The following is an 18607-nucleotide window of genomic DNA, read 5'->3' on the forward strand; positions in this document are numbered from 1 at the left end:
TTAAAAAGAAAAGACCGATCAAATGGAAAAAACAAAATTTATTTGGTAAACTTAATCTGATATGCTTCGTTATGAAAGGATGAACATCAATGACACCAAATCGCGAAGATTACTTAAAATTAATATTAGAATTAGGTGGCGATAAAGAAAAAGTTAGTAATAAAAAAATCGTTGCTGGTTTGTCCATTTCCGGAGCTTCTGTCAGCGAAATGATCAATAAGCTAGTAAAAGAAGGATTAGTTGAGCATTCTCCTTATCAAGGGGTTCAACTAACACCGGCTGGGCTGGAAAAGGCTAGTACCCTTGTCCGTAAACACCGTTTGTGGGAAGTTTTTCTCGTTGACCATTTAGGCTACTCATGGAACGAGGTTCATGATGAGGCAGAAGTCTTAGAGCATGTGACATCTTCACAATTAGAACAAAAATTGGATAATTACTTGAAGCACCCGACTTTTTGTCCTCACGGCGGAATGATTCCACAACAAGATCAAATCGTTCACGAAAAGGATCGTCAGACCTTAGCAAATTACCCGGAAGGTACAATTGTCCGAATCGCTCGTGTTTTGGATGAGAAGGATCTGCTGGATTATTTGATGGATCTTGGTATTAATATCCACGAAGAATACACGATTACAAATATTGCTGCTTATGAAGGACCGATTACTTTAGCCAACGATCAAAAAGAAGTGGCTATCAGTTACAAGGCAGCATCAACAATATTTGTCGATACTTTATAAGACGAATCAAAATACCAAACCAACTTTTTGCAGTTATCACAATATAAGTGATAAACTCTTGGGGAAACCTCTTAATTGGATGATTGTAAATTAAACTCGTTTTCCACTTGAAAAATGAAGATACTTTGAAATAGGAGTGAACCATATGGAACAAGCAGCACTATTCACCATCTTTGGTGGAACCGGCGACTTGGCGCAGCGGAAACTTTATCCCTCGTTATTTCGTCTTTATAAAAAAGGCAACCTAGCAAAGCATTTTGCTGTGATTGGCACTGCAAGACGGCCATGGAGCGATGACCATTACCGTGAGATTGTTCGCGAAACCATTAAAGATATCGCGGCGACCGATGAAGAAGCACAGGATTTTTCTGAACACTTTTACTATCTATCACACAACGTCAACGATACAGAACATTATGATCAACTAAAAGTTTTGTCTGACGACTTAGATGAAAAATATGGTCTAGAAGGCAATCGGATATATTACTTAGCCATGGCACCTCAATTTTTCGGTACGATCGTGAATCATTTGAAATCACAAGAAATTTTAACCACAACTGGCTATAACCGATTAGTGATCGAAAAACCATTCGGCTTTGACTACGATTCTGCCAATGAGCTGAACAATCAAATTCGAAATGTTTTCCCTGAACAAGATATCTTCCGGATCGATCACTATTTAGGAAAAGAAATGATCCAAAATATTTCGGTGATTCGTTTTGCCAATAATATCTTTGAATCCCTTTGGAATAACCGTTATATCGAAAATGTCCAGATCACGTTTTCTGAAGCACTTGGTGTGGAAGATCGCGGCGGCTACTATGAACACAGCGGTGCGCTAAAAGATATGGTGCAAAATCACATTTTACAGGTTGTTGCTTTATTAGCGATGGAAGTGCCGACCTCTTTTTCAAACAAATCAATTCGTGAAGAAAAAGTAAAAGTTTTACAGGCGATTCGCCGCTACAATTCAGAAGAAGTTCTGCAAAATTTCGTGCGAGGTCAATATGACGCTGGTACGTTAGATGACAAAGAATTTGCTGCATACCACGATGAGCCAAATGTTGCCAAAGATTCCCTGATGGAAACCTTCGTTGCAGGAAAATTCTTGATCGATAATTTCCGCTGGTCCGGCGTTCCCTTCTACGTTCGAACAGGTAAACGCATGACTGAAAAAGGAACGCGGATCAATATCGTCTTCAAGCAAGTCCCTGTCAATGTTTTCAACTTTGAACAAGAAGAGGTTGAAGGAGAGGAACTACCGCAAAATATTTTAACTATCTATATCCAACCAACCGAAGGATTCTCTTTAACTCTAAACGGAAAGAAGATTGGGCAAGGGTTGAATACTGAACCAGTTAAATTAGACTTCCGTCAAAGCGCTGAGGTCACTGAGAATAGTCCAGAAGCCTATGAAAAATTATTGCTGGATGCCTTAAACGGTGACGGAACAAACTTCTCTCACTGGGATGAAGTGGCCAACTCATGGGAGATCGTTGATCGAATTCGTAATACTTGGGATCAAACCACTCCAGGATTTCCAAACTATGCTGCCGGAACGATGGGGCCACAATGCGCCTTCGATCTTTTAGCAAAGAACGGACATGAATGGGCTTGGCAGCCAGATCAATGGTATCGCGAGCGTGGAAAATTAAAATAGTTAGATAAGGGCTGGGAGAAATTCTCAGCCTCTTTTTTATATAAAGAAACCCGTGCCGGTAATTCGACACGGGTTTCTTCTATTATATTATCTTATTCTAGCCCTTCAGCTACTGCTTCTGGATAGTTTTCTTCCACAATATGAGCACATGAAGCACATAAAGTTGGCAGCTTTTCATCTTCACCGACTGTTGTACGGACTTGACGGCAACGATCACAGACTTCCCCTTCAGCTTTTTCCACTAGGATCGCCACATCATCAAATGCCAGTGCATTTTCCGGTGCCGCGTCCTTCGAGATACTAAATGAATCAGGCGATACGATCAATAATTGAGCTAAGTCAGCATCCAAAGCAGTCAGCAATACTGCAACTTGTTCATTTGGATAGATCGTTACTTTAGCCTCCAAAGATTTACCGATTACTTTTTCGTTACGAGCTTCCTCTAAGGCCTTCAATACTTTATCACGGAAATCCATAAAGGCTTTCCATGTATCTAATAATTCGCCTTGGTTAGGATATTCCTCATAGCTTGGCAACTCTGCTAATTGAACATACTCTTCTTCCTCTTTCAAATATGTCCAGATTTCTTCTGTTGTATGCGGAATGATTGGCGTCAATAATTTCGTCAATGCTACCGCTGCTTGATAGAAAACAGTTTGCATGCAACGACGTTCATAGCTGTCTTCTGCTTGGATGTAAACAACATCCTTCGCAAAATCCAAATAGAATGAAGATAAATCACCGGTTAGGAAGTTTACAACCGTTTTATAAATTTGCGTGAAGTCGTATTTTTCATAGCCTTCTTCACGGATCGTTTTGATTACTTCGTTCAAGCGGACCAGCATATATTTATCGACGGAGCGCAATTCGTCATAAGCCACCGCATGTTTAGCCGGTTCAAAGTCTGTCGTATTCGCTAACAAGAAACGCATCGTATTGCGGATCTTACGATAAACTTCTGAAACTTGATTTAAGATGTCCATTGATACCCGAACATCCGCTTCATAATCGACACTGCTGACCCATAGACGTAAAATGTCGGCGCCCATTTGTTTGATGACTTTATCAGGAACGATCGTATTGCCTAAAGATTTACTCATCTTGCGGCCTTCGCCATCCAACGTAAAGCCTTGAGAAAGCACAGACTTATAAGGCGCAACTCCATTAATCGCCACACTAGTAGTGATACTTGAGTTGAACCAGCCGCGATATTGGTCAGAGCCTTCCAAATACATGTCAGCTGGGAACGTTAAGTTGTCACGTTGACGCAACACTGCTTCATGAGAAGAACCTGAGTCAAACCAAACATCCATGATATCCGTTTCTTTTGTGAATTCCCCATTTGGTGAGCTTGGATGTGTAAAGCCTTCTGGCAATAAATCCTTGGCTTCACGTTCAAACCAAACATTTGAGCCATGTTCAGCAAATAATTGTGCTACATGCTCTGTTGTTTCCGGTGTGATGATCGCTTCCCCATCTTCACCATAAAAAATTGGCAACGGCACGCCCCAAGCACGTTGACGAGAAATTACCCAATCCCCGCGGTCGCGGATCATATTGTAAAGACGTGTTTTGCCCCAAGGAATGATCCAGTCAACTTTTTCGATTTCATCTAAGATATCTTGGCGGAATTTATCGATCGAAGCAAACCATTGCGGTGTTGCTCGATAAATAATTGGTTTCTTCGTCCGCCAATCATGCGGGTAGCTGTGAGTAAAGAATTCCAACTTCAACAATGCCCCATTTTTCTCTAACAGCTCTGTCACCATCGGATTGACTTTATCATAAAAGACACCCTCAAATCCGGGAGCATCAGCAGTCATAACACCGCGGTCATCAACTGGCGAAATGATGTCGTTGCGGTATCTCTTCCAAGCAAAGTAATCATCTTCCCCGTGTCCAGGAGCAGTATGAACTAAACCAGTACCGGCATCTAGCGTGACATGATCCCCTAAAATAACTAATGATTCGCGATCATAGAATGGGTGTTGCGCAGTCATATTTTCCAAATCTTTGCCGCTGACCTCTTTAATGATCTTAGGCTCTGTCCAATCCAATTCCTTCGCGACATTGTCCAGTAAATCTTTCGCAACTATATATTTTTTACCCGCAGCTTCCACAACCACGTAAGTATAGGTAGGATTAGCAGAAATCCCTTGGTTCGCAGGTAAAGTCCAAGGCGTCGTCGTCCAGATAATGAATGACGTATCAGTATCTAGGATTCCTTTACCATCTTTAACTTTGAATGCCACAAAAATTGATGGCGATTTAACATCTTTATACTCAACTTCGGCTTCGGCTAATGAAGACTCACTTGATGGTGACCAATAGATCGGTTTTAAGCCTTTATAAATGTAGCCTTTTTCCGCCATTTTTCCAAATACGCGAATTTCAGCAGCCTCGTAATCTGGTGCCAATGTGATATATGGATTGTCCCATTCACCAGCGATTCCTAAACGTTTGAAATCATCTCGCTGCTTATCAACTTGTGACAATGCATACTCTTCACACTTTTTACGATACTCAGCCATTGTCATTTCTTTACGCTTGATTCCTTTATTAGTAAGAACTTGTTCAATTGGCAGTCCGTGTGTATCCCAACCAGGAACATAAGGCGCACGAAATCCTGACATTGATTTCGAACGGACGATAATATCTTTACTGATTTTATTTAGAGCATGGCCAATATGAATATTTCCGTTAGCATATGGAGGTCCATCATGTAAAACAAAGGTTGGTTTGCCTTCATTCAACTTCTGACGTTTTTCGTAAATTTTATTTTCTTCCCATTCTTTTTCCCATTGACCTTCACGATTTGGTAAATTACCGCGCATCGGGAAGCCGGTTTTCCCTAGTTGAAGGGTTTCTTTTGTCTTCACTATCGATCGTCTCCTTTTATCTTAAATTACTAGTAAATATTCCTTGATAAATCAAGAATGAAAAAACACAAAAAAACAAGCTTATCCGCAAAGGGACGAGCTTGTCGTGGTACCACCCAAAATTTGAAACTCAAAAAGTTTCCTCTAATCATCGCTAACGTAATGACACGTCGACTGCTACTGATGGTTCACAATCGAATGATCTAGAGGATCTTTCCAACTAGAGGGTCTGCCGAACTCTCACTACCATCGGCTCGCTTAAAGAATCTAATCAGCTTTTCTGTTCTAGATTAATCTTCGTCTGATTTAATTAATTCAGGAATATCAATCGTTAATCCCATATCTTCCTCGTGGGGTTCTGGGGTAATAATTGGTTCATCTGAGTCTACTGCAACCTCAGCATCATTGTCAAGTTCATTAGCCAAAACTTCTCTCAAGACTTCATGGCCATCACCAACATATGAAGACATTGGTTTCAATACTTCTTCCCAGTCGCCGCTGCGTGCTTGATCGATTTGTGTTTCTAACAATAAAAGTAATTGTTGATGGAACACACGCGTCTTCTTCTTCAAGTCGTTTGTTTCAGCAGCTAATTGTCGTGCTTTAGACGTAGCATCAGTTAAAATCTCTTTAGCTTTGTCTTCAGCAGTTGTTGTCAATAGGTTCGCTTTTTGCATAGCGTTTGAGATTAATTCATCCGCACGATTTTGCGCAGAAGTCACGATTACTTCAGATTCTTTGCTTGCCGAAGATTTTACCTTGTCGGCAGTATCTTGTGCCACGACGATAGATTGGTTCAAGGCTTCTTTCAATTCATTGAAATATTCTAATTTCTCTTCTGAATGCTTCAACGCTTTTTCTAATTCGCGATTTTTTGCAATACTATCCTCGTAATCACGAACGATCATATCTAAGAAATCATCGACTTCATCTTGGTTATAGCCACGCATCTTGGTGGAGAAACTCTTGTTTTGGATATCTAATGGAGTTAATGCCATTTTTTTGTTCACCTCATAAAATTTATTTTCGTAAAACGCCTAAGCGTAAACGGAATTTTTCTTTCTTTGTTTTTCCCTCTAAGCCCTGGATTTGGATTCGACCAAACCCGCGAACTGAAACGACATCTAATAAATCAAGCAAGTAATCTGGTCGTTCATTAACTGACCAGTTAACCTTTACCTTGCTAGCTTCAACTAACTGTTTGGAACGCTGACGAGAAATATTATAAACCGTTGAAATAATTGCATCCAATCGCATCGAAGTTGCTGTAGTAGTTTCTTCTACCCAACTATCTTTAGGAATAATAATATCCGTATACGGACGTTCCTCTAAATGAACTGTTACACGACCAATCTTAGTTACCTGATTTACAATATAGCTGGCAGAATCCTTCGCTAAAAAAATTTGCCAACGATCCCCATCAGAAATAATATCACCAAAATAATCGCGTTTGATTCCCGCATTCATTAAAGTTCCCAGAATCTTCCCATGAGATAGTTCTGTAAATTTTTGCGGATAATTAATCTCAATCATCACAAGTTCAAAATCATCGATTTGCGGTTCATAATAATCCGGATAGATCATACAGCGACAACGTTCAGCATGTTCATAACCGCCATAAAAAGAAAATTTTAATTCGCTATTTTCACGAATCAAAGTCTCTACAATATAAGCTTGGCGCGGGTCTAAAAAATTCGTCAAATAAGGAGCGTACTGGCTTTCAACTTGTTCTAACCAATCGCCAACACTGTCAACAAATGGATGCTCTTCTGGTCTAAAATGTTGATAGACATTCGCATTCATATTGCCACCTCCTTAATAAATAATATTAATCAGAATTTTTTGCAAGACCTCCATTGCAATATTCAATGCTAAAATTGCGGCCATCACTGAAAAATCAATCCCGCCAAACTGTAAAGGCAAGCGCCGAAACAAATCAAGAAACGGCTCACAAATCCGGCCTAAAAGTTGACCAAATTTAGATTGATAGGCTCCAGGGAACCATGACATCAATGCATAAACAACTAAAAGTATCGTATAGAGATAAACTAGACGATTTAAATAGTAAAAAAGTGTAATAAGTAGATTCAACTAAGCGGCTCCTTTACATTCCTAATCCATAAATATCTTCATCAACCATCGAACTCAATGTCGAATTAGTGATTTCAACATTCGTTGGTGTACATAAAAACATTTCATTTCCAACACGTTTGATATCACCATCGATCATAAATACTGCGCCAGTTAAAAAATCCACTACGCGGCGTGCTTTCATTTCATCTAACGATTGGAAGTTGATCAAAACCACTTCACCTTGACCTACACGTTTTGCAATAGTCATTGCTTCGTTGTAAGCTTTTGGTTCCACCACCGAAATCCGGTCTTTTTTCTTTTCTTCCATTCTTGGTGTAAGTCGCTGTGCCCGACTGGTGTTGTTGGGCATTGAGACAACTTTTTCATTTTTCTTAGGCATACTTTCTGCCTTTTTCATAACAGCTTCAGCACGTCGATTTGTTTGAGTCTCAACGACTGGCTGTACTCTTTCTGGTGCTTTTTTCTGCACTCTTTCTTTTGGTCGTTCTTGTTTTTGATATGTAGAACGTGCCGTTACTCGTTCTTTTTTAGGCGCGCTTTGTGGGCGGCTAACCTGCTTCTTTGGGGCAGGTGCTGCTGCTTCTTCATACATATCATCATCTGCTAAACCAAAAAAATCAGTGATCTTTGCTAGACTAATTCCCATTAACTTTACCTAACCTTTCCTAAATAGTGCCGTTCCGATGCGAACAAACGTGGCACCTTCTTCAATTGCCGTTTTGAAGTCTTGGCTCATTCCCATGCTTAATTCTGTACATGGCGCATACCGCAAGTTTTGTTCTTTCACACTTTCTTGAAGTTTTTTCAAGGTAGAAAAAATAGTTTGTACTTCTTGCTGACTAGCCTCATAAGGAGCCATCGTCATCAAACCGATCACATGTATCTTATCTAATCCTTCTAGTTCATTGATAAAGGAATGAAGTTCATCTGGCTTAATACCATGTTTCGATTCCTCCCCAGAAACATTTACTTCAATAAAACACTTTATTTGATGTTCCGCACGTTTTTGAATTTCTTGTGCCAAACGTAAACTGTCTAATGCATGAAAGTAGTCGATTTCATTTATAATCAATTTTACCTTGCGACGCTGTAAATTACCAATAAGATGCCATTTAATCTGCTGATGTTGTGAAAGACTTTGCTTTTTTTCTAGTAATTTATCTACTCGATTTTCAGCTAAATCCGAAACACCTAATTCGACGAGTTCATTTGCTGTTTTGGAGTCGACACTCTTGGTCACCGCAACCATAGTAATCTCCTGTGGCTTACGTGAAACAAGAGCACACGACTCCTGAATTTCTTGCTCGATTTTATGCAAGTTTTCAGCGATCATGTGCTCTCCCCCTCTTATTTTCTACGGCGAAAGAATGGTGGTGTATCTAGTTCTTCGTCTTTTTCAGGTTTTACTTCTTCACGATTGAATGTTTCGAAATCTTTCTTTTCGATATTATCAAATTGCGTTTCCTCAACTTTTGGACGAATATTTTCTTCTTTACGAATATCCCATTCACCAAAAGCAGATTGACCTTCATTATTTCTTGCAGGTTCAATATCTAAATTTTGTTTTTGTGGAACTGATTGGATTTGACTAGCACGCTGTGTGTTGCGAGTAGCCTTACGCTCCTTTTTTGTTGGATCAATTCCTGTCGCAATTACTGTAACACGAATTTCATCACCTAATTCTTCGCTGATTGATGTACCTAAGATAATATTTACATCGCCTGTTGCTGCACTTGCAACAATATCAGAAGCATCTTGTGCTTCGAATAAAGTCATATCTAAGCCGCCAGTGATGTTTAACAATACTTGTTCCGCACCATCAATAGATGTCTCTAACAATGGAGAAGAGATCGCTTTTTTCGTTGCTTCAACTACACGGTCTTCACCGCTGGCAACACCGATACCCATCAAGGCAGTACCTTGATTGGCCATCACTGTTTTCACATCAGCAAAGTCCAAGTTGACATATCCAGGAGCTGTGATCAAGTCTGAGATACCTTGAACTCCTTGACGTAAAACATTATCCGCTTCACGGAATGCTTCAAGCATCGGAGTTTTCTTATCAACAACTTCAAGTAAACGATTGTTTGAGATGATTAATAATGTATCAACATTTTCCTTTAATAAGGAAATACCTTCGGCTGCAAAGCGTCCGCGTCTCGGTCCTTCGAAGCTGAATGGACGAGTAACAACGCCTACAGTTAATGCACCAAGATCTTTTGCGATTTTCGCAACGATCGGAGCAGCACCTGTTCCTGTTCCACCACCCATACCGGCAGTGATGAAGACCATGTCTGCACCTTCTAATGCATCGCGGATTGCTTGTTCACTTTCTTCTGCTGATTTTTGACCAACTTCTGGCTGTGATCCAGCGCCTAAACCACGAGTATATTTAGGACCTAATTGAATAACTGTTTCTGCTTTTGAATTTTTAAGGGCTTGTACATCAGTGTTTGAAGCGATAAATTCTACGCCTTTGACGTTTTCCTCGATCATGCGGTTGATGGCATTGCCACCGCCACCGCCAACACCGATAACTTTAATAACTGCACCTTCGTTAATATTGTTATCTATTGAGAATTCCATATTTTCTATTCCTCCTACAAATTAGTCAAAAATATTAGAGAAGAAGTCTTTAATCTTCCCGGTAACTTTTTCTTCATTTTTTGGTTTTGTTTCTTCTTCATAATCATTTGATGCTTCATAATCGTCATATACAGGTGCTGTAGAAACAGCGTTTGGTTGTGGGGAAGCAGATAAAGAAACCTTTTCCCCTGTTACAGCCGATTTTGCCAAATGATAAACATCGTTTAACTCAGCTGAGTAATTGACGATACTAATGACATTTGTAAAGACTGGATTTCTCAAGCCCATTTGATTTGGCACGTGCAGTTTTACTGTCGTTCCAAAAATATCTTCAGCCAAGTCGACTACACCAGGCAAACTTGCAGCACCACCGGTAAGTACAACACCGCCTGGCAAATCAAGAGCTTCGATTTCATCTAAAGCTTCTTTAGCTTTACGGAATATTTGTTCCAAACGTGCTTCAATGATTTCAGCTAAATAGCGTTCATCCACTTTCACCGGATCAGTTTTCCCAATCACATCAACTGGAAAGTCCTCATCAGCTGATGTTCTGCTTGGATAGGCATCTCCGTAATTGATCTTTAACGCTTCCGCATTATTAAATGAAGTGTTTAAAACGATCGAAATATCTTTAGTAACAAACTCTCCGCCCTCTTGATCTACATGGGTGAATTTTAATTGTTTGTCATGCATAACAGACGTCGTGGTTTGTCCTCCGCCCATATCAATAACGATCGTACCAAAATCTTTTTCGCCATCAGATAGAATAGACTCAGTTAAGGCTAAGGATGTGATCACTGTTTCAGCAACGGATAACCCTGCCTTTTCCACACATTTTGTGATATTATGAATGATTGTTTTAGGACCAGTAAATACTAATCCGAACATTTCCAGTCGTACACCAATCATTCCTCGTGGATCTTTGATCCCTTCAAAACCGTCAACGGTAAATTCTTGAGGTAATAGTGCAACTATTTGTCTTTCAGGAGGAACCGAACGAACCATTGCTGCTGAAGCGACATTACGAACATCATCATCCATAATTTCTTTCGATTCATTGTTTACAGCGATCATACCTTGACAAGGCTCAACTTCTAACAAGTTGGCAGGTAGTCCCACGCTGACACTTTTGATCTGAATCCCAGCTTTTTCCTCGGCCTGTTTTACTGCTCGTTGAATCGCCTGTACTGTTTTATCGATGTCTACGATAATCCCACGATTGATTCCTTCTGATTTTGCGTTTCCAACACCAATGATATTCATTTGGCTATCGATGTACTCGGCTACAACAACTTTTATCGATGTTGTCCCGATATCAAGGCCTACATACATTCCTGCTTTTGCCATGAATGGGATTCCCTCCTATTTTCAAATAAAATGCTTTATTCAGATTTAATATTTTAAGTTACTGTTAAGCATGAAATATAATTTTTTGCAAGTAATTCACTGCTTTCAATTTTAACACATTTTGCCCAGAATGAAAAAGAAGATTCAACATTTTCTTGTAATAAATTTAATCATTTCCAATTGGCGTTTCAGTTTGGTCTGTTGAGACTTGTGTCGAATCCTCAGTAGCTGAATTTTCAGTATAAGGATAGCTGTAAATTCCTGCTTCCATATCAACAACACCCTTAATCTCTTTATCACTCATTTCCTTAGCGATTTGAGGATAATACTTCATTTTACTTGCTAAGTCATTGATACTTATCAAGACCTTATTACCATCATTCATGAAAATTTCCAATAGTTCCTTGTTTTCACTAGTTGGGGCATATTTTATCTGAGAAATACCTTGTTTGACTTCTTCAGATAGCTTTTTATAGCCTTCAAGTACCTTTAATATTCTTTTTGATCCGGTAAAGTTTTCTAAAATAGGCAACTCACCATCACTTTTTTCAACTTCAATCGGAATAATCTTTCCATTTGATATAACGGGAGAATACTTTCCATTACTTTCCAAATAGGCAACCTCGGGATATTCTTTAACCTGCACCTCAAAATGATTAAAGCCATCAATATGCACTTCGGCGTCTTCAATTTGAAGTTCTTGCTTCTTCAAATTTTCAACATTATCCTTGCGGTCAAAATACTGGCTCCATAGATTATCGCCAACAGTAAAATTGAGTTCTTTTTTTATTATCTCCGTCGAAATCTTCTCGTTGCCTTTTACACTCACTCCACCTAACTTACCTAACGGTGATATGTAATATAATAGTAATAACGCCGGAATTGAAAATAATCCAATCAAAACTGAAGCTCTTCTTACAAGTCGCTGATTTCGTTCATGCTTGATATTGGGGAGTCGATCTAAAAATGAGCCATTTTTGGGTCCTTTAACAGGCTCTTCTTCGTTTTCATTCATTTCATTTTCAATAGCTGTTGAATTTTTTTCATCCGTCTCTTCATTTTTATCGTCGGCGGGTTCACTAGTGTCTATAGTTTCAGCCGTCTGTTCAGAATTATTTAGGAGTGATTCTGGTTCTCCTTTTTCAAGAGCTTTTTGTTTCAAATACTCCATATTGGCTAATTGCCAAGGAGTTAAATTCTCGTGTTTTGGCTTGTCTTCTTGTGTTTTGTTTTCTTCTGGAAACTCTTCACGACTAATGATCCTCACCTCCAAAAATTAATTGACGAGTTCGTTTACCAGTGTCCACAGACGCTCAGCAGCATCAGGGATTCCTTCTTGACGCGAGGCCTTCGCCATCCGCTCTCTTTTTTCCGGATCATTCATAATTTCATCTACTGCTTCTACTAATTTATCACCAGTTAAATCAGCGTCAGCTATCATTTTGACAGCTCCTGCATTAACAAGACTTTGAGCATTTTTTGTTTGATGATCATTCGTAACATAGGGACTTGGAATTAAAATTCCTGGTAATCCCAAAGCAGTAAACTCTGCGATTGATGTCGCACCAGCACGAGCTATCAATAAGTCTACATTTGCCATAACATCAGTCATATTTTTAATATACGGTTGAAGCGAAAGGTTACGACTAATTTTTTCAACGTCAAACTTCTCTGATATCTCGTTATAATAACGATCCCCGGATGCATATAACACCTGATATTCTTTTTGAGAAAACTGGGGTAACGCTTGAATAACGGCTTGATTTATTTTAAGCGCACCTTGACTTCCTCCAAAAATCAGGACTGTAGGGATATCCGGCAACAAGCCATATTGTTCCAAAACCTCGGATTTCCCACTAGTGACAACCTCTTGTGCTCGCGGATTTCCCACTAAGACCGTTTTACTTTCTGGAAAATATTGTGCCGCATCAGGAAAACAGATACCAACTTTGTCTGCAAAACGACTCAAAAATTTATTGGTAATTCCTGGAACGCTATTTTGCTCATGAACGATTGTTGGTATTTTCATCCTAGCCGCTGCATATACCACTGAACCAGATACATACCCGCCGGTTCCAATCACCACATCTGGTTTGAATTCACGTAAAATTTCTTTTGAACGTTTAATACTTTCAATGAATAATTGAACCGTCTTAATGTTTTCAAACGAAAGCTTCCGTTTAAAACCTTGAATTTTGATTGTTTTAAAAGAGATGCCTGTCTCAGGCACGATTTTATTTTCCAATCCGCGATGCGTTCCTACATACAAGAATTCAGAATCAGGTTGGATTTTTTGGACGTAGCGGATAAATGCTAAGGCTGGATAAATATGTCCGCCCGTGCCACCGCCTGTTACAAGTATTCTCATTTTTATTTCCCTACTTTTCTAATTGCTTCACCGCATGCATGAATTTATCTCCGCGAATCTCAAAGTTCGGATATTGGTCCCAACTTGCATTTGCGGGAGACAATAAGATGCTGTCTCCTGCCTCGCTTTGTTCATAGGCCAAAGGAACAGCCGTTTCAACATTTGAAGTCAAAATAATGGTTTGGATACCTGCTCGTTTTGCGGTATCAGCGAGCTTATCTTTGGTTTCACCAAAGAGTATGATTGCTTTTAGTCCTTCAAGCGAAGGGATTAATTCATCAAAACCATTTCCACGATCTAAGCCTCCAGCCAATAGAATCAAGCGCTCATTATCAAAACCGCTTAAGGCCATTTCAGTCGCCAAACTGTTTGTTGCTTTTGAGTCATTATAAAACTTACGGCCGTTGATTGTATCTACATATTGTGTTCGGTGAGGTACACCATGGAAATTACTCAATGCTGATCGGATTCCTTCATTAGTAATACCTTTTAATTTTGCCACGGCAATCGCTGCTAAGGCATTCTCAATATTATGGGTGCCCGGTACTCCCAATTCAGAAGTAGCCATAATCTTTTCTTCTTTATAATAGATACTATCATCAACTACATAAACACCATTTGATAATTTTTCCCTCGTCGAAAAAGGAACAATCTGCGCGTTTGTCTGTTTGCTCATTTCCTGCAATTCTTCAGAATTCCAATTTAAAACCAAATAGTCATCAGCAGTCATATTTTCTTGAATTGCCCATTTGGCCGCAACATAATTTTTACGAGTTTTATGATAATCCAAATGAGCTTCGTAGATATTCGTAATAACAGCTATCTGCGGCTTGAATTCCCTGATGCCCATCAATTGAAAACTTGATAATTCCATAACGATATCATCATCCGCTGACGCTTTAGCAGCTACTTCACTAGCTGGAAAACCAATATTACCAGCCAAATGTGCTTTGCCTGCTGTCCGCTCTTGATTCAACAATAGACCGATCATGGTAGTTGTTGTCGTTTTACCATTCGTTCCAGTAATACCAACGATAGGACATTCTGCGACTTGATAGGCCAACTCCACTTCGGTCAAAATTGGGATATGCAATTCTTCGGCTTTCGCCACTAACGGATTGTCATAAGGGATACCAGGATTTTTTACCATCAATGAAAAATCTTCATCCAATAATTCAATCGGATGGTGTCCAGTGATTACTCGTACTCCTTGCTCTAATAAGCCTTGTGCTTCTGGATTTTCTTCAAAAGGCTTTCCATCATTTACCGTAACAAGTGCGCCCAAGTCATTCAACAACTTGGCCGCACTAAATCCACTCTTCGCTAATCCTAACACTAGTACTTTTTCATTTTCATATTGTTTGATTTGTTTCATTTCCTAGTCATCTCCTACAGTACGATCAATAAAACAATAATAGATGCAATCAATCCAATTGCCCAGAATACGGTATCTACTTTCCATTCCGACCAACCTGACATCTCAAAATGATGGTGCAATGGTGACATTTTAAAAACACGTTTCCCTGTCATTTTAAAGGAAGTGACTTGAATAATCACGCTTGCTGTTTCAAAAATGTAAACCAGACCGACTAATAGTAACGTCCACTCCTGATGTAAGACGATCGAAACGGCCGCTAATAGCCCGCCTAATGCAAGAGAACCGACATCACCCATAAAAATTTTTGCTGGTTTTTTATTATAAGGAAAGAAACCGACTAACCCGCCCATTACTGCCAGACAGATAATTAGAACTTCATACTGTTGCTGGTTCCACGCGATAATTCCATATGTTGCAAAAGAGATTGTTCCTAAACCGGAAACTAAACCATCTATCCCGTCAGTGAGGTTGACTGCGTTAGAGAAACCAACCAGCCAAAAAATCACGAACAAACCATATATAATATTTAGCGGTAATTCAATACCGAAGAAATTCAAGGTATTAGGATAACCTTCCATTCGATAGATGACATAAAAGATGATAGCCACAACAACTTGCGCAATAAATTTCTGACTTGAGGTCAATCCTTCATTTTGCTTCTTCGCCAGTTTAATAAAATCATCTAAAAATCCTATGATTCCATATAGTAATAGTACAAATACTAAAATCATCAGTGACGTTGTCATTTGATGAGTCCAAAGACTAAACCAAATTGCAGTAATCACTGCTGCAGCTAAAAAACCTAATCCCCCCATTGTTGGGGTCCCTGCTTTGGAATTATGCCATTTGGGCCCTTCATCACGAATTTCTTGTCCTTGTTTCTTCATTCTAAAATAGCCAATTATAAAAGGCATGCCTGCAACAGTAATTGCGAAACTACTGGCAAAAGCGATAAATAGTTGTGCCGGTTGCATTTTATTCTCTCCAGTCCTAACCTAACGTAATTTTCAATTTCTTCTTTGATACTTCTGTGTAAGGAGCGATGTTCTGTTTCGTACAATAGCCATCTCCCTTAAAGCTCACATCAATATCTAGCAGATTGGTCAATTTTAAGATATCTGCTTTCGACCATCCTCGAACATCTGGCATCTCTTTCTTGCCATCTGTTAACAAGATCAAGTGCTCATTCGCCATAACCTGCTCGCCTGGTTTCGCTGATTGTTCGGTGATTTTATCTCCATCACCAACCACTACAGCTGTGAATCCGCGTTTATTTGCATCTGCTGCTGCTTTAGATGTTGAAAGATTTCGATAATCTTCTACAGTAACCTTAGTATTGCTTTCTTCGTCCGCCGAATCAGTATCATTGTTTTGAAATTCCATCGCACGACTCAACAATGGGTTCGCGATTTCTCCCAAAATACCTTCTTTATTTTCTTGCGGTTGTTTCAACGTTAAATACAAAATATATTCAGGATCCTCTGAGGGAAGCATCAATGCAATTGAATAAATATAGTTTGTTTCACCTGTTAAATATCTGCCATTCTCTGCAATTTGTGCTGTACCAGTTTTAGCAGAAATGTTATATCCAGGTACTTTGTATTGATCATAAGCAGAGCCATAGTTTTCACTTTCAACGGTGTCCCTCATATATTCACGGACTTTTTGAGCAGTTTCAGCTGTAATAGGCTCACCAACTACTTCTGGTTTTGTAATAATTTCTTTGCCATTATTAGGATTAGAAATTTTTTCGATATAATGAGGCTGCAACATTTTCCCGTCATTTGCTACAGCAGTAAAACCACGCATCATTTGGAAGTTAGTCACTCCAATTGCCTGTCCATAAGAACTCATCGCCTGGTCAACAATATTACTTGTAGGTAACGTTCCTTTTGACTCGCCTGGCAAACCAGAATAGGTACTTTGGCCAAAACCGAAACGTTTCACATATTCAGGCCAGCGATCTCCCAATCGCTCTTCTAATTTGACCATACCAACATTACTAGACCAAGAAAGCGCCTGACGCATTGTCAGAATCCCTTTTTTCCCTAGATCCCAGTCATTGATGGTCGCATCCGCCACTTGTATCTTACCTGATACATAGCTTTCATTTTCATTAAAGATACCTTCGTTAACTGCCGCGGAAGTGGTAAAAACTTTCATTGTTGATCCTGGCTCATAACTATCTTCTATTAAAAAGTTTCGCCAAGCGTCAGACTCTCCTAACCCTTCTTTAGTTTCAGGATTGAACGTTGGACGCTGAGACATCGCAAGGATATCTCCTGTTTTCGCCTGCATCAGCATTGCAGTCATCTCAGTAGGCTTAGCTTCTGAATTAACCTTATCCATCAATGTTTCCAAATAACTTTGTAATCCTGCATCTAAAGTAGTATAAATATCCTCACCGTCTACCGCCTTCTTTTCTTCAGCGACACTGCCTGGGATTGGCCGTTGGTTTTCATCTTTTTGATATACTACCTTACCATCTTTTCCTTTTAAGACATCATCGTAAGCTGCTTCAACACCCATCATTCCAACTAATGTTTCTTTCTTATCTGGTTGAGCATAACCAATAAAATGAGAAGCAAAGTTTCCATTTGGGTACATTCGATCAGTATGATCGGTAAAATAGAGACCTTTTATTTTGGCCTTTTTCATCGCATCTTCAATATTTTGTTTGGTTTCTTCAGAGATATTTTTTCCCTTATTACCAAATTCAACTTGGTAATACTTACTTGTTCCATCACTATTTATGCCGCTTTCCAGAGTCTTCAACGCTGATTTTTCTTTGATTCCTAAATACTTATGTAAAATTGAAGCTAACTCATCAAAATTTTTCTCTTGGGCATATAGTTTTTCTTTTCCTGAAACATAGCTTTCTGAAAGAATCGCATATACTGAGTAAGAAGTCGCATCTTCTGCTATTACCTCACCATTACGATCATAGATTGTCCCCCGTTTAGCCTTGACAACTTCACCACCGTGATAAAGTTCTTCGGTTTTAGCTTTTAACGAGGTTCCTGCTACATGACCTCCTGCCACTACATAAATCATGCGAACGGCAAATAAAAAGAACAATCCAATACTCGTAGCAAACAAAATAACGCCTACTTTTTTGCGATTGTTCATCGGAGTCAAATTCTTTTTTCGGATTTTTCTTCTTAGCCTTTTAAAGCTCATTTACTTCACTTTCCTTAAATTCGCGTCATTGATCGAAAGTCCTGCTTTTTCAGCAACTTCTTTTAAACGATCCGAACGAGACAATTCACTTTTTTCTTGTTGTAATTGTGTCGCTGTTTTCTCTTTCGCATCAATATCGGTTTGAATACTAGTAATTTCGTTTTGGGTTTTGCTGATTTCGTTACGGTAATTAACCATCACAATCGATAGTCCAATCAACATCACTAAGAAGGCTAACACGGCGATTTTTTCCACTCGTGTAATTCTCTTTAAACGATCTCCAGGAGAAACGAAGACTTTGAAAGAATCTGGCGTTTGGTGAATCTCTTCTTGCTGAGAATCAAATTGAAACTGTTGTTTATTCTTTAATTCTGCCAT

At 39.3% G+C, this 18607-nt stretch carries 16 protein-coding genes and 1 other annotated feature; of the genes, 2 read left to right on the forward strand and 14 right to left on the reverse strand.

Annotated elements, in window-relative coordinates; translation table 11 throughout:
- Positions 1-89: 89 nt before the first annotated feature.
- Both A5875_RS07600 and zwf read left to right on the forward strand, forming a co-directional pair.
- The gene (locus A5875_RS07600) at positions 90-737 is read left to right on the forward strand and encodes a metal-dependent transcriptional regulator (protein ID WP_088933037.1); all 648 of its coding nucleotides are present in this window, start codon (positions 90-92) and stop codon (positions 735-737) included.
- A 145-nt stretch (positions 738-882) separates the two neighbouring features.
- Positions 883-2397 (forward strand): glucose-6-phosphate dehydrogenase, encoded by a 1515-nt coding sequence (gene zwf / locus A5875_RS07605; protein WP_088933038.1) that lies wholly within the window; start codon positions 883-885, stop codon positions 2395-2397.
- A 92-nt stretch (positions 2398-2489) separates the two neighbouring features.
- Here the strand turns inward: zwf and ileS are convergent, their stop codons facing one another.
- From ileS to ftsL, 14 genes are all read right to left on the reverse strand, one after another.
- Positions 2490-5276, reverse strand: coding sequence for an isoleucine--tRNA ligase (gene ileS / locus A5875_RS07610; protein WP_088933039.1), 2787 nt, complete (start codon positions 5274-5276; stop codon positions 2490-2492).
- Between the two features lie 88 nt (positions 5277-5364).
- Positions 5365-5578 (reverse strand) — a binding site (T-box leader).
- Complete coding sequence (locus A5875_RS07615) at positions 5567-6274, reverse strand: DivIVA domain-containing protein (protein ID WP_088933040.1); 708 nt, start codon at positions 6272-6274, stop codon at positions 5567-5569. (Overlaps the previous feature by 12 nt.)
- 22 nt (positions 6275-6296) lie before the next feature.
- Positions 6297-7079: a YlmH family RNA-binding protein gene (locus A5875_RS07620; protein ID WP_088933041.1), complete on the reverse strand. Its 783-nt coding sequence runs from the start codon at positions 7077-7079 to the stop codon at positions 6297-6299.
- Between the two features lie 12 nt (positions 7080-7091).
- Entirely contained in the window at positions 7092-7367 is a 276-nt protein-coding gene (locus A5875_RS07625; protein ID WP_171004873.1) for a YggT family protein, read from the reverse strand.
- Between the two features lie 13 nt (positions 7368-7380).
- Positions 7381-8016 carry a cell division protein SepF gene (locus A5875_RS07630; protein ID WP_088933042.1) on the reverse strand — a complete coding sequence of 212 codons (636 nt, stop codon included), beginning with the start codon at positions 8014-8016 and terminating at the stop codon, positions 7381-7383.
- Between the two features lie 9 nt (positions 8017-8025).
- A complete protein-coding gene (locus A5875_RS07635) occupies positions 8026-8703 on the reverse strand; it encodes a YggS family pyridoxal phosphate-dependent enzyme (protein WP_088933043.1) in 678 nt (225 codons plus the stop codon).
- 14 nt (positions 8704-8717) lie between these two features.
- Positions 8718-9956: a cell division protein FtsZ gene (ftsZ, locus tag A5875_RS07640; RefSeq protein WP_088933044.1), complete on the reverse strand. Its 1239-nt coding sequence runs from the start codon at positions 9954-9956 to the stop codon at positions 8718-8720.
- Positions 9957-9977: 21 nt separating this feature from the next.
- Positions 9978-11303, reverse strand: coding sequence for a cell division protein FtsA (gene ftsA, locus A5875_RS07645; protein WP_088933045.1), 1326 nt, complete (start codon positions 11301-11303; stop codon positions 9978-9980).
- Positions 11304-11469: 166 nt separating this feature from the next.
- Positions 11470-12576 carry a cell division protein FtsQ/DivIB gene (locus A5875_RS07650; protein WP_176244633.1) on the reverse strand — a complete coding sequence of 369 codons (1107 nt, stop codon included), beginning with the start codon at positions 12574-12576 and terminating at the stop codon, positions 11470-11472.
- A 3-nt stretch (positions 12577-12579) separates the two neighbouring features.
- The gene (gene murG / locus A5875_RS07655; protein ID WP_088933046.1) at positions 12580-13671 is read right to left on the reverse strand and encodes an undecaprenyldiphospho-muramoylpentapeptide beta-N-acetylglucosaminyltransferase; all 1092 of its coding nucleotides are present in this window, start codon (positions 13669-13671) and stop codon (positions 12580-12582) included.
- Positions 13672-13681: 10 nt separating this feature from the next.
- Positions 13682-15046: a UDP-N-acetylmuramoyl-L-alanine--D-glutamate ligase gene (gene murD, locus A5875_RS07660; RefSeq protein WP_088933047.1), complete on the reverse strand. Its 1365-nt coding sequence runs from the start codon at positions 15044-15046 to the stop codon at positions 13682-13684.
- Between the two features lie 14 nt (positions 15047-15060).
- A complete protein-coding gene (gene mraY, locus A5875_RS07665; protein WP_088933048.1) occupies positions 15061-16023 on the reverse strand; it encodes a phospho-N-acetylmuramoyl-pentapeptide-transferase in 963 nt (320 codons plus the stop codon).
- 16 nt (positions 16024-16039) lie between these two features.
- Positions 16040-18229 (reverse strand): penicillin-binding transpeptidase domain-containing protein, encoded by a 2190-nt coding sequence (locus A5875_RS07670; RefSeq protein ID WP_088933049.1) that lies wholly within the window; start codon positions 18227-18229, stop codon positions 16040-16042.
- Positions 18230-18607, reverse strand: coding sequence for a cell division protein FtsL (gene ftsL, locus A5875_RS07675; RefSeq protein WP_088933050.1), 378 nt, complete (start codon positions 18605-18607; stop codon positions 18230-18232). It abuts the gene before it with no gap.

The sequence above is a fragment of the Enterococcus sp. 3H8_DIV0648 genome (assembly GCF_002140655.1).
Lineage (GTDB): Bacteria > Bacillota > Bacilli > Lactobacillales > Enterococcaceae > Enterococcus_A > Enterococcus_A hulanensis.

What these genes read in the sequence shown, in the direction of transcription:
- A5875_RS07600 (WP_088933037.1), top strand. Translation starts at nt 90, where the DNA reads ATGACACCAAATCGCGAAGATTACTTAAAATTAATATTAGAATTAGGT.
- zwf (WP_088933038.1), top strand. Translation starts at nt 883, where the DNA reads ATGGAACAAGCAGCACTATTCACCATCTTTGGTGGAACCGGCGACTTG.
- A5875_RS07615 (WP_088933040.1), bottom strand. Translation starts at nt 6,274, where the DNA reads ATGGCATTAACTCCATTAGATATCCAAAACAAGAGTTTCTCCACCAAG.
- A5875_RS07620 (WP_088933041.1), bottom strand. Translation starts at nt 7,079, where the DNA reads ATGAATGCGAATGTCTATCAACATTTTAGACCAGAAGAGCATCCATTT.
- A5875_RS07630 (WP_088933042.1), bottom strand. Translation starts at nt 8,016, where the DNA reads ATGGGAATTAGTCTAGCAAAGATCACTGATTTTTTTGGTTTAGCAGAT.
- A5875_RS07635 (WP_088933043.1), bottom strand. Translation starts at nt 8,703, where the DNA reads ATGATCGCTGAAAACTTGCATAAAATCGAGCAAGAAATTCAGGAGTCG.
- ftsZ (WP_088933044.1), bottom strand. Translation starts at nt 9,956, where the DNA reads ATGGAATTCTCAATAGATAACAATATTAACGAAGGTGCAGTTATTAAA.
- ftsA (WP_088933045.1), bottom strand. Translation starts at nt 11,303, where the DNA reads ATGGCAAAAGCAGGAATGTATGTAGGCCTTGATATCGGGACAACATCG.
- murG (WP_088933046.1), bottom strand. Translation starts at nt 13,671, where the DNA reads ATGAGAATACTTGTAACAGGCGGTGGCACGGGCGGACATATTTATCCA.
- murD (WP_088933047.1), bottom strand. Translation starts at nt 15,046, where the DNA reads ATGAAACAAATCAAACAATATGAAAATGAAAAAGTACTAGTGTTAGGA.
- mraY (WP_088933048.1), bottom strand. Translation starts at nt 16,023, where the DNA reads ATGCAACCGGCACAACTATTTATCGCTTTTGCCAGTAGTTTCGCAATT.
- A5875_RS07670 (WP_088933049.1), bottom strand. Translation starts at nt 18,229, where the DNA reads ATGAGCTTTAAAAGGCTAAGAAGAAAAATCCGAAAAAAGAATTTGACT.
- ftsL (WP_088933050.1), bottom strand. Translation starts at nt 18,607, where the DNA reads ATGGCAGAATTAAAGAATAAACAACAGTTTCAATTTGATTCTCAGCAA.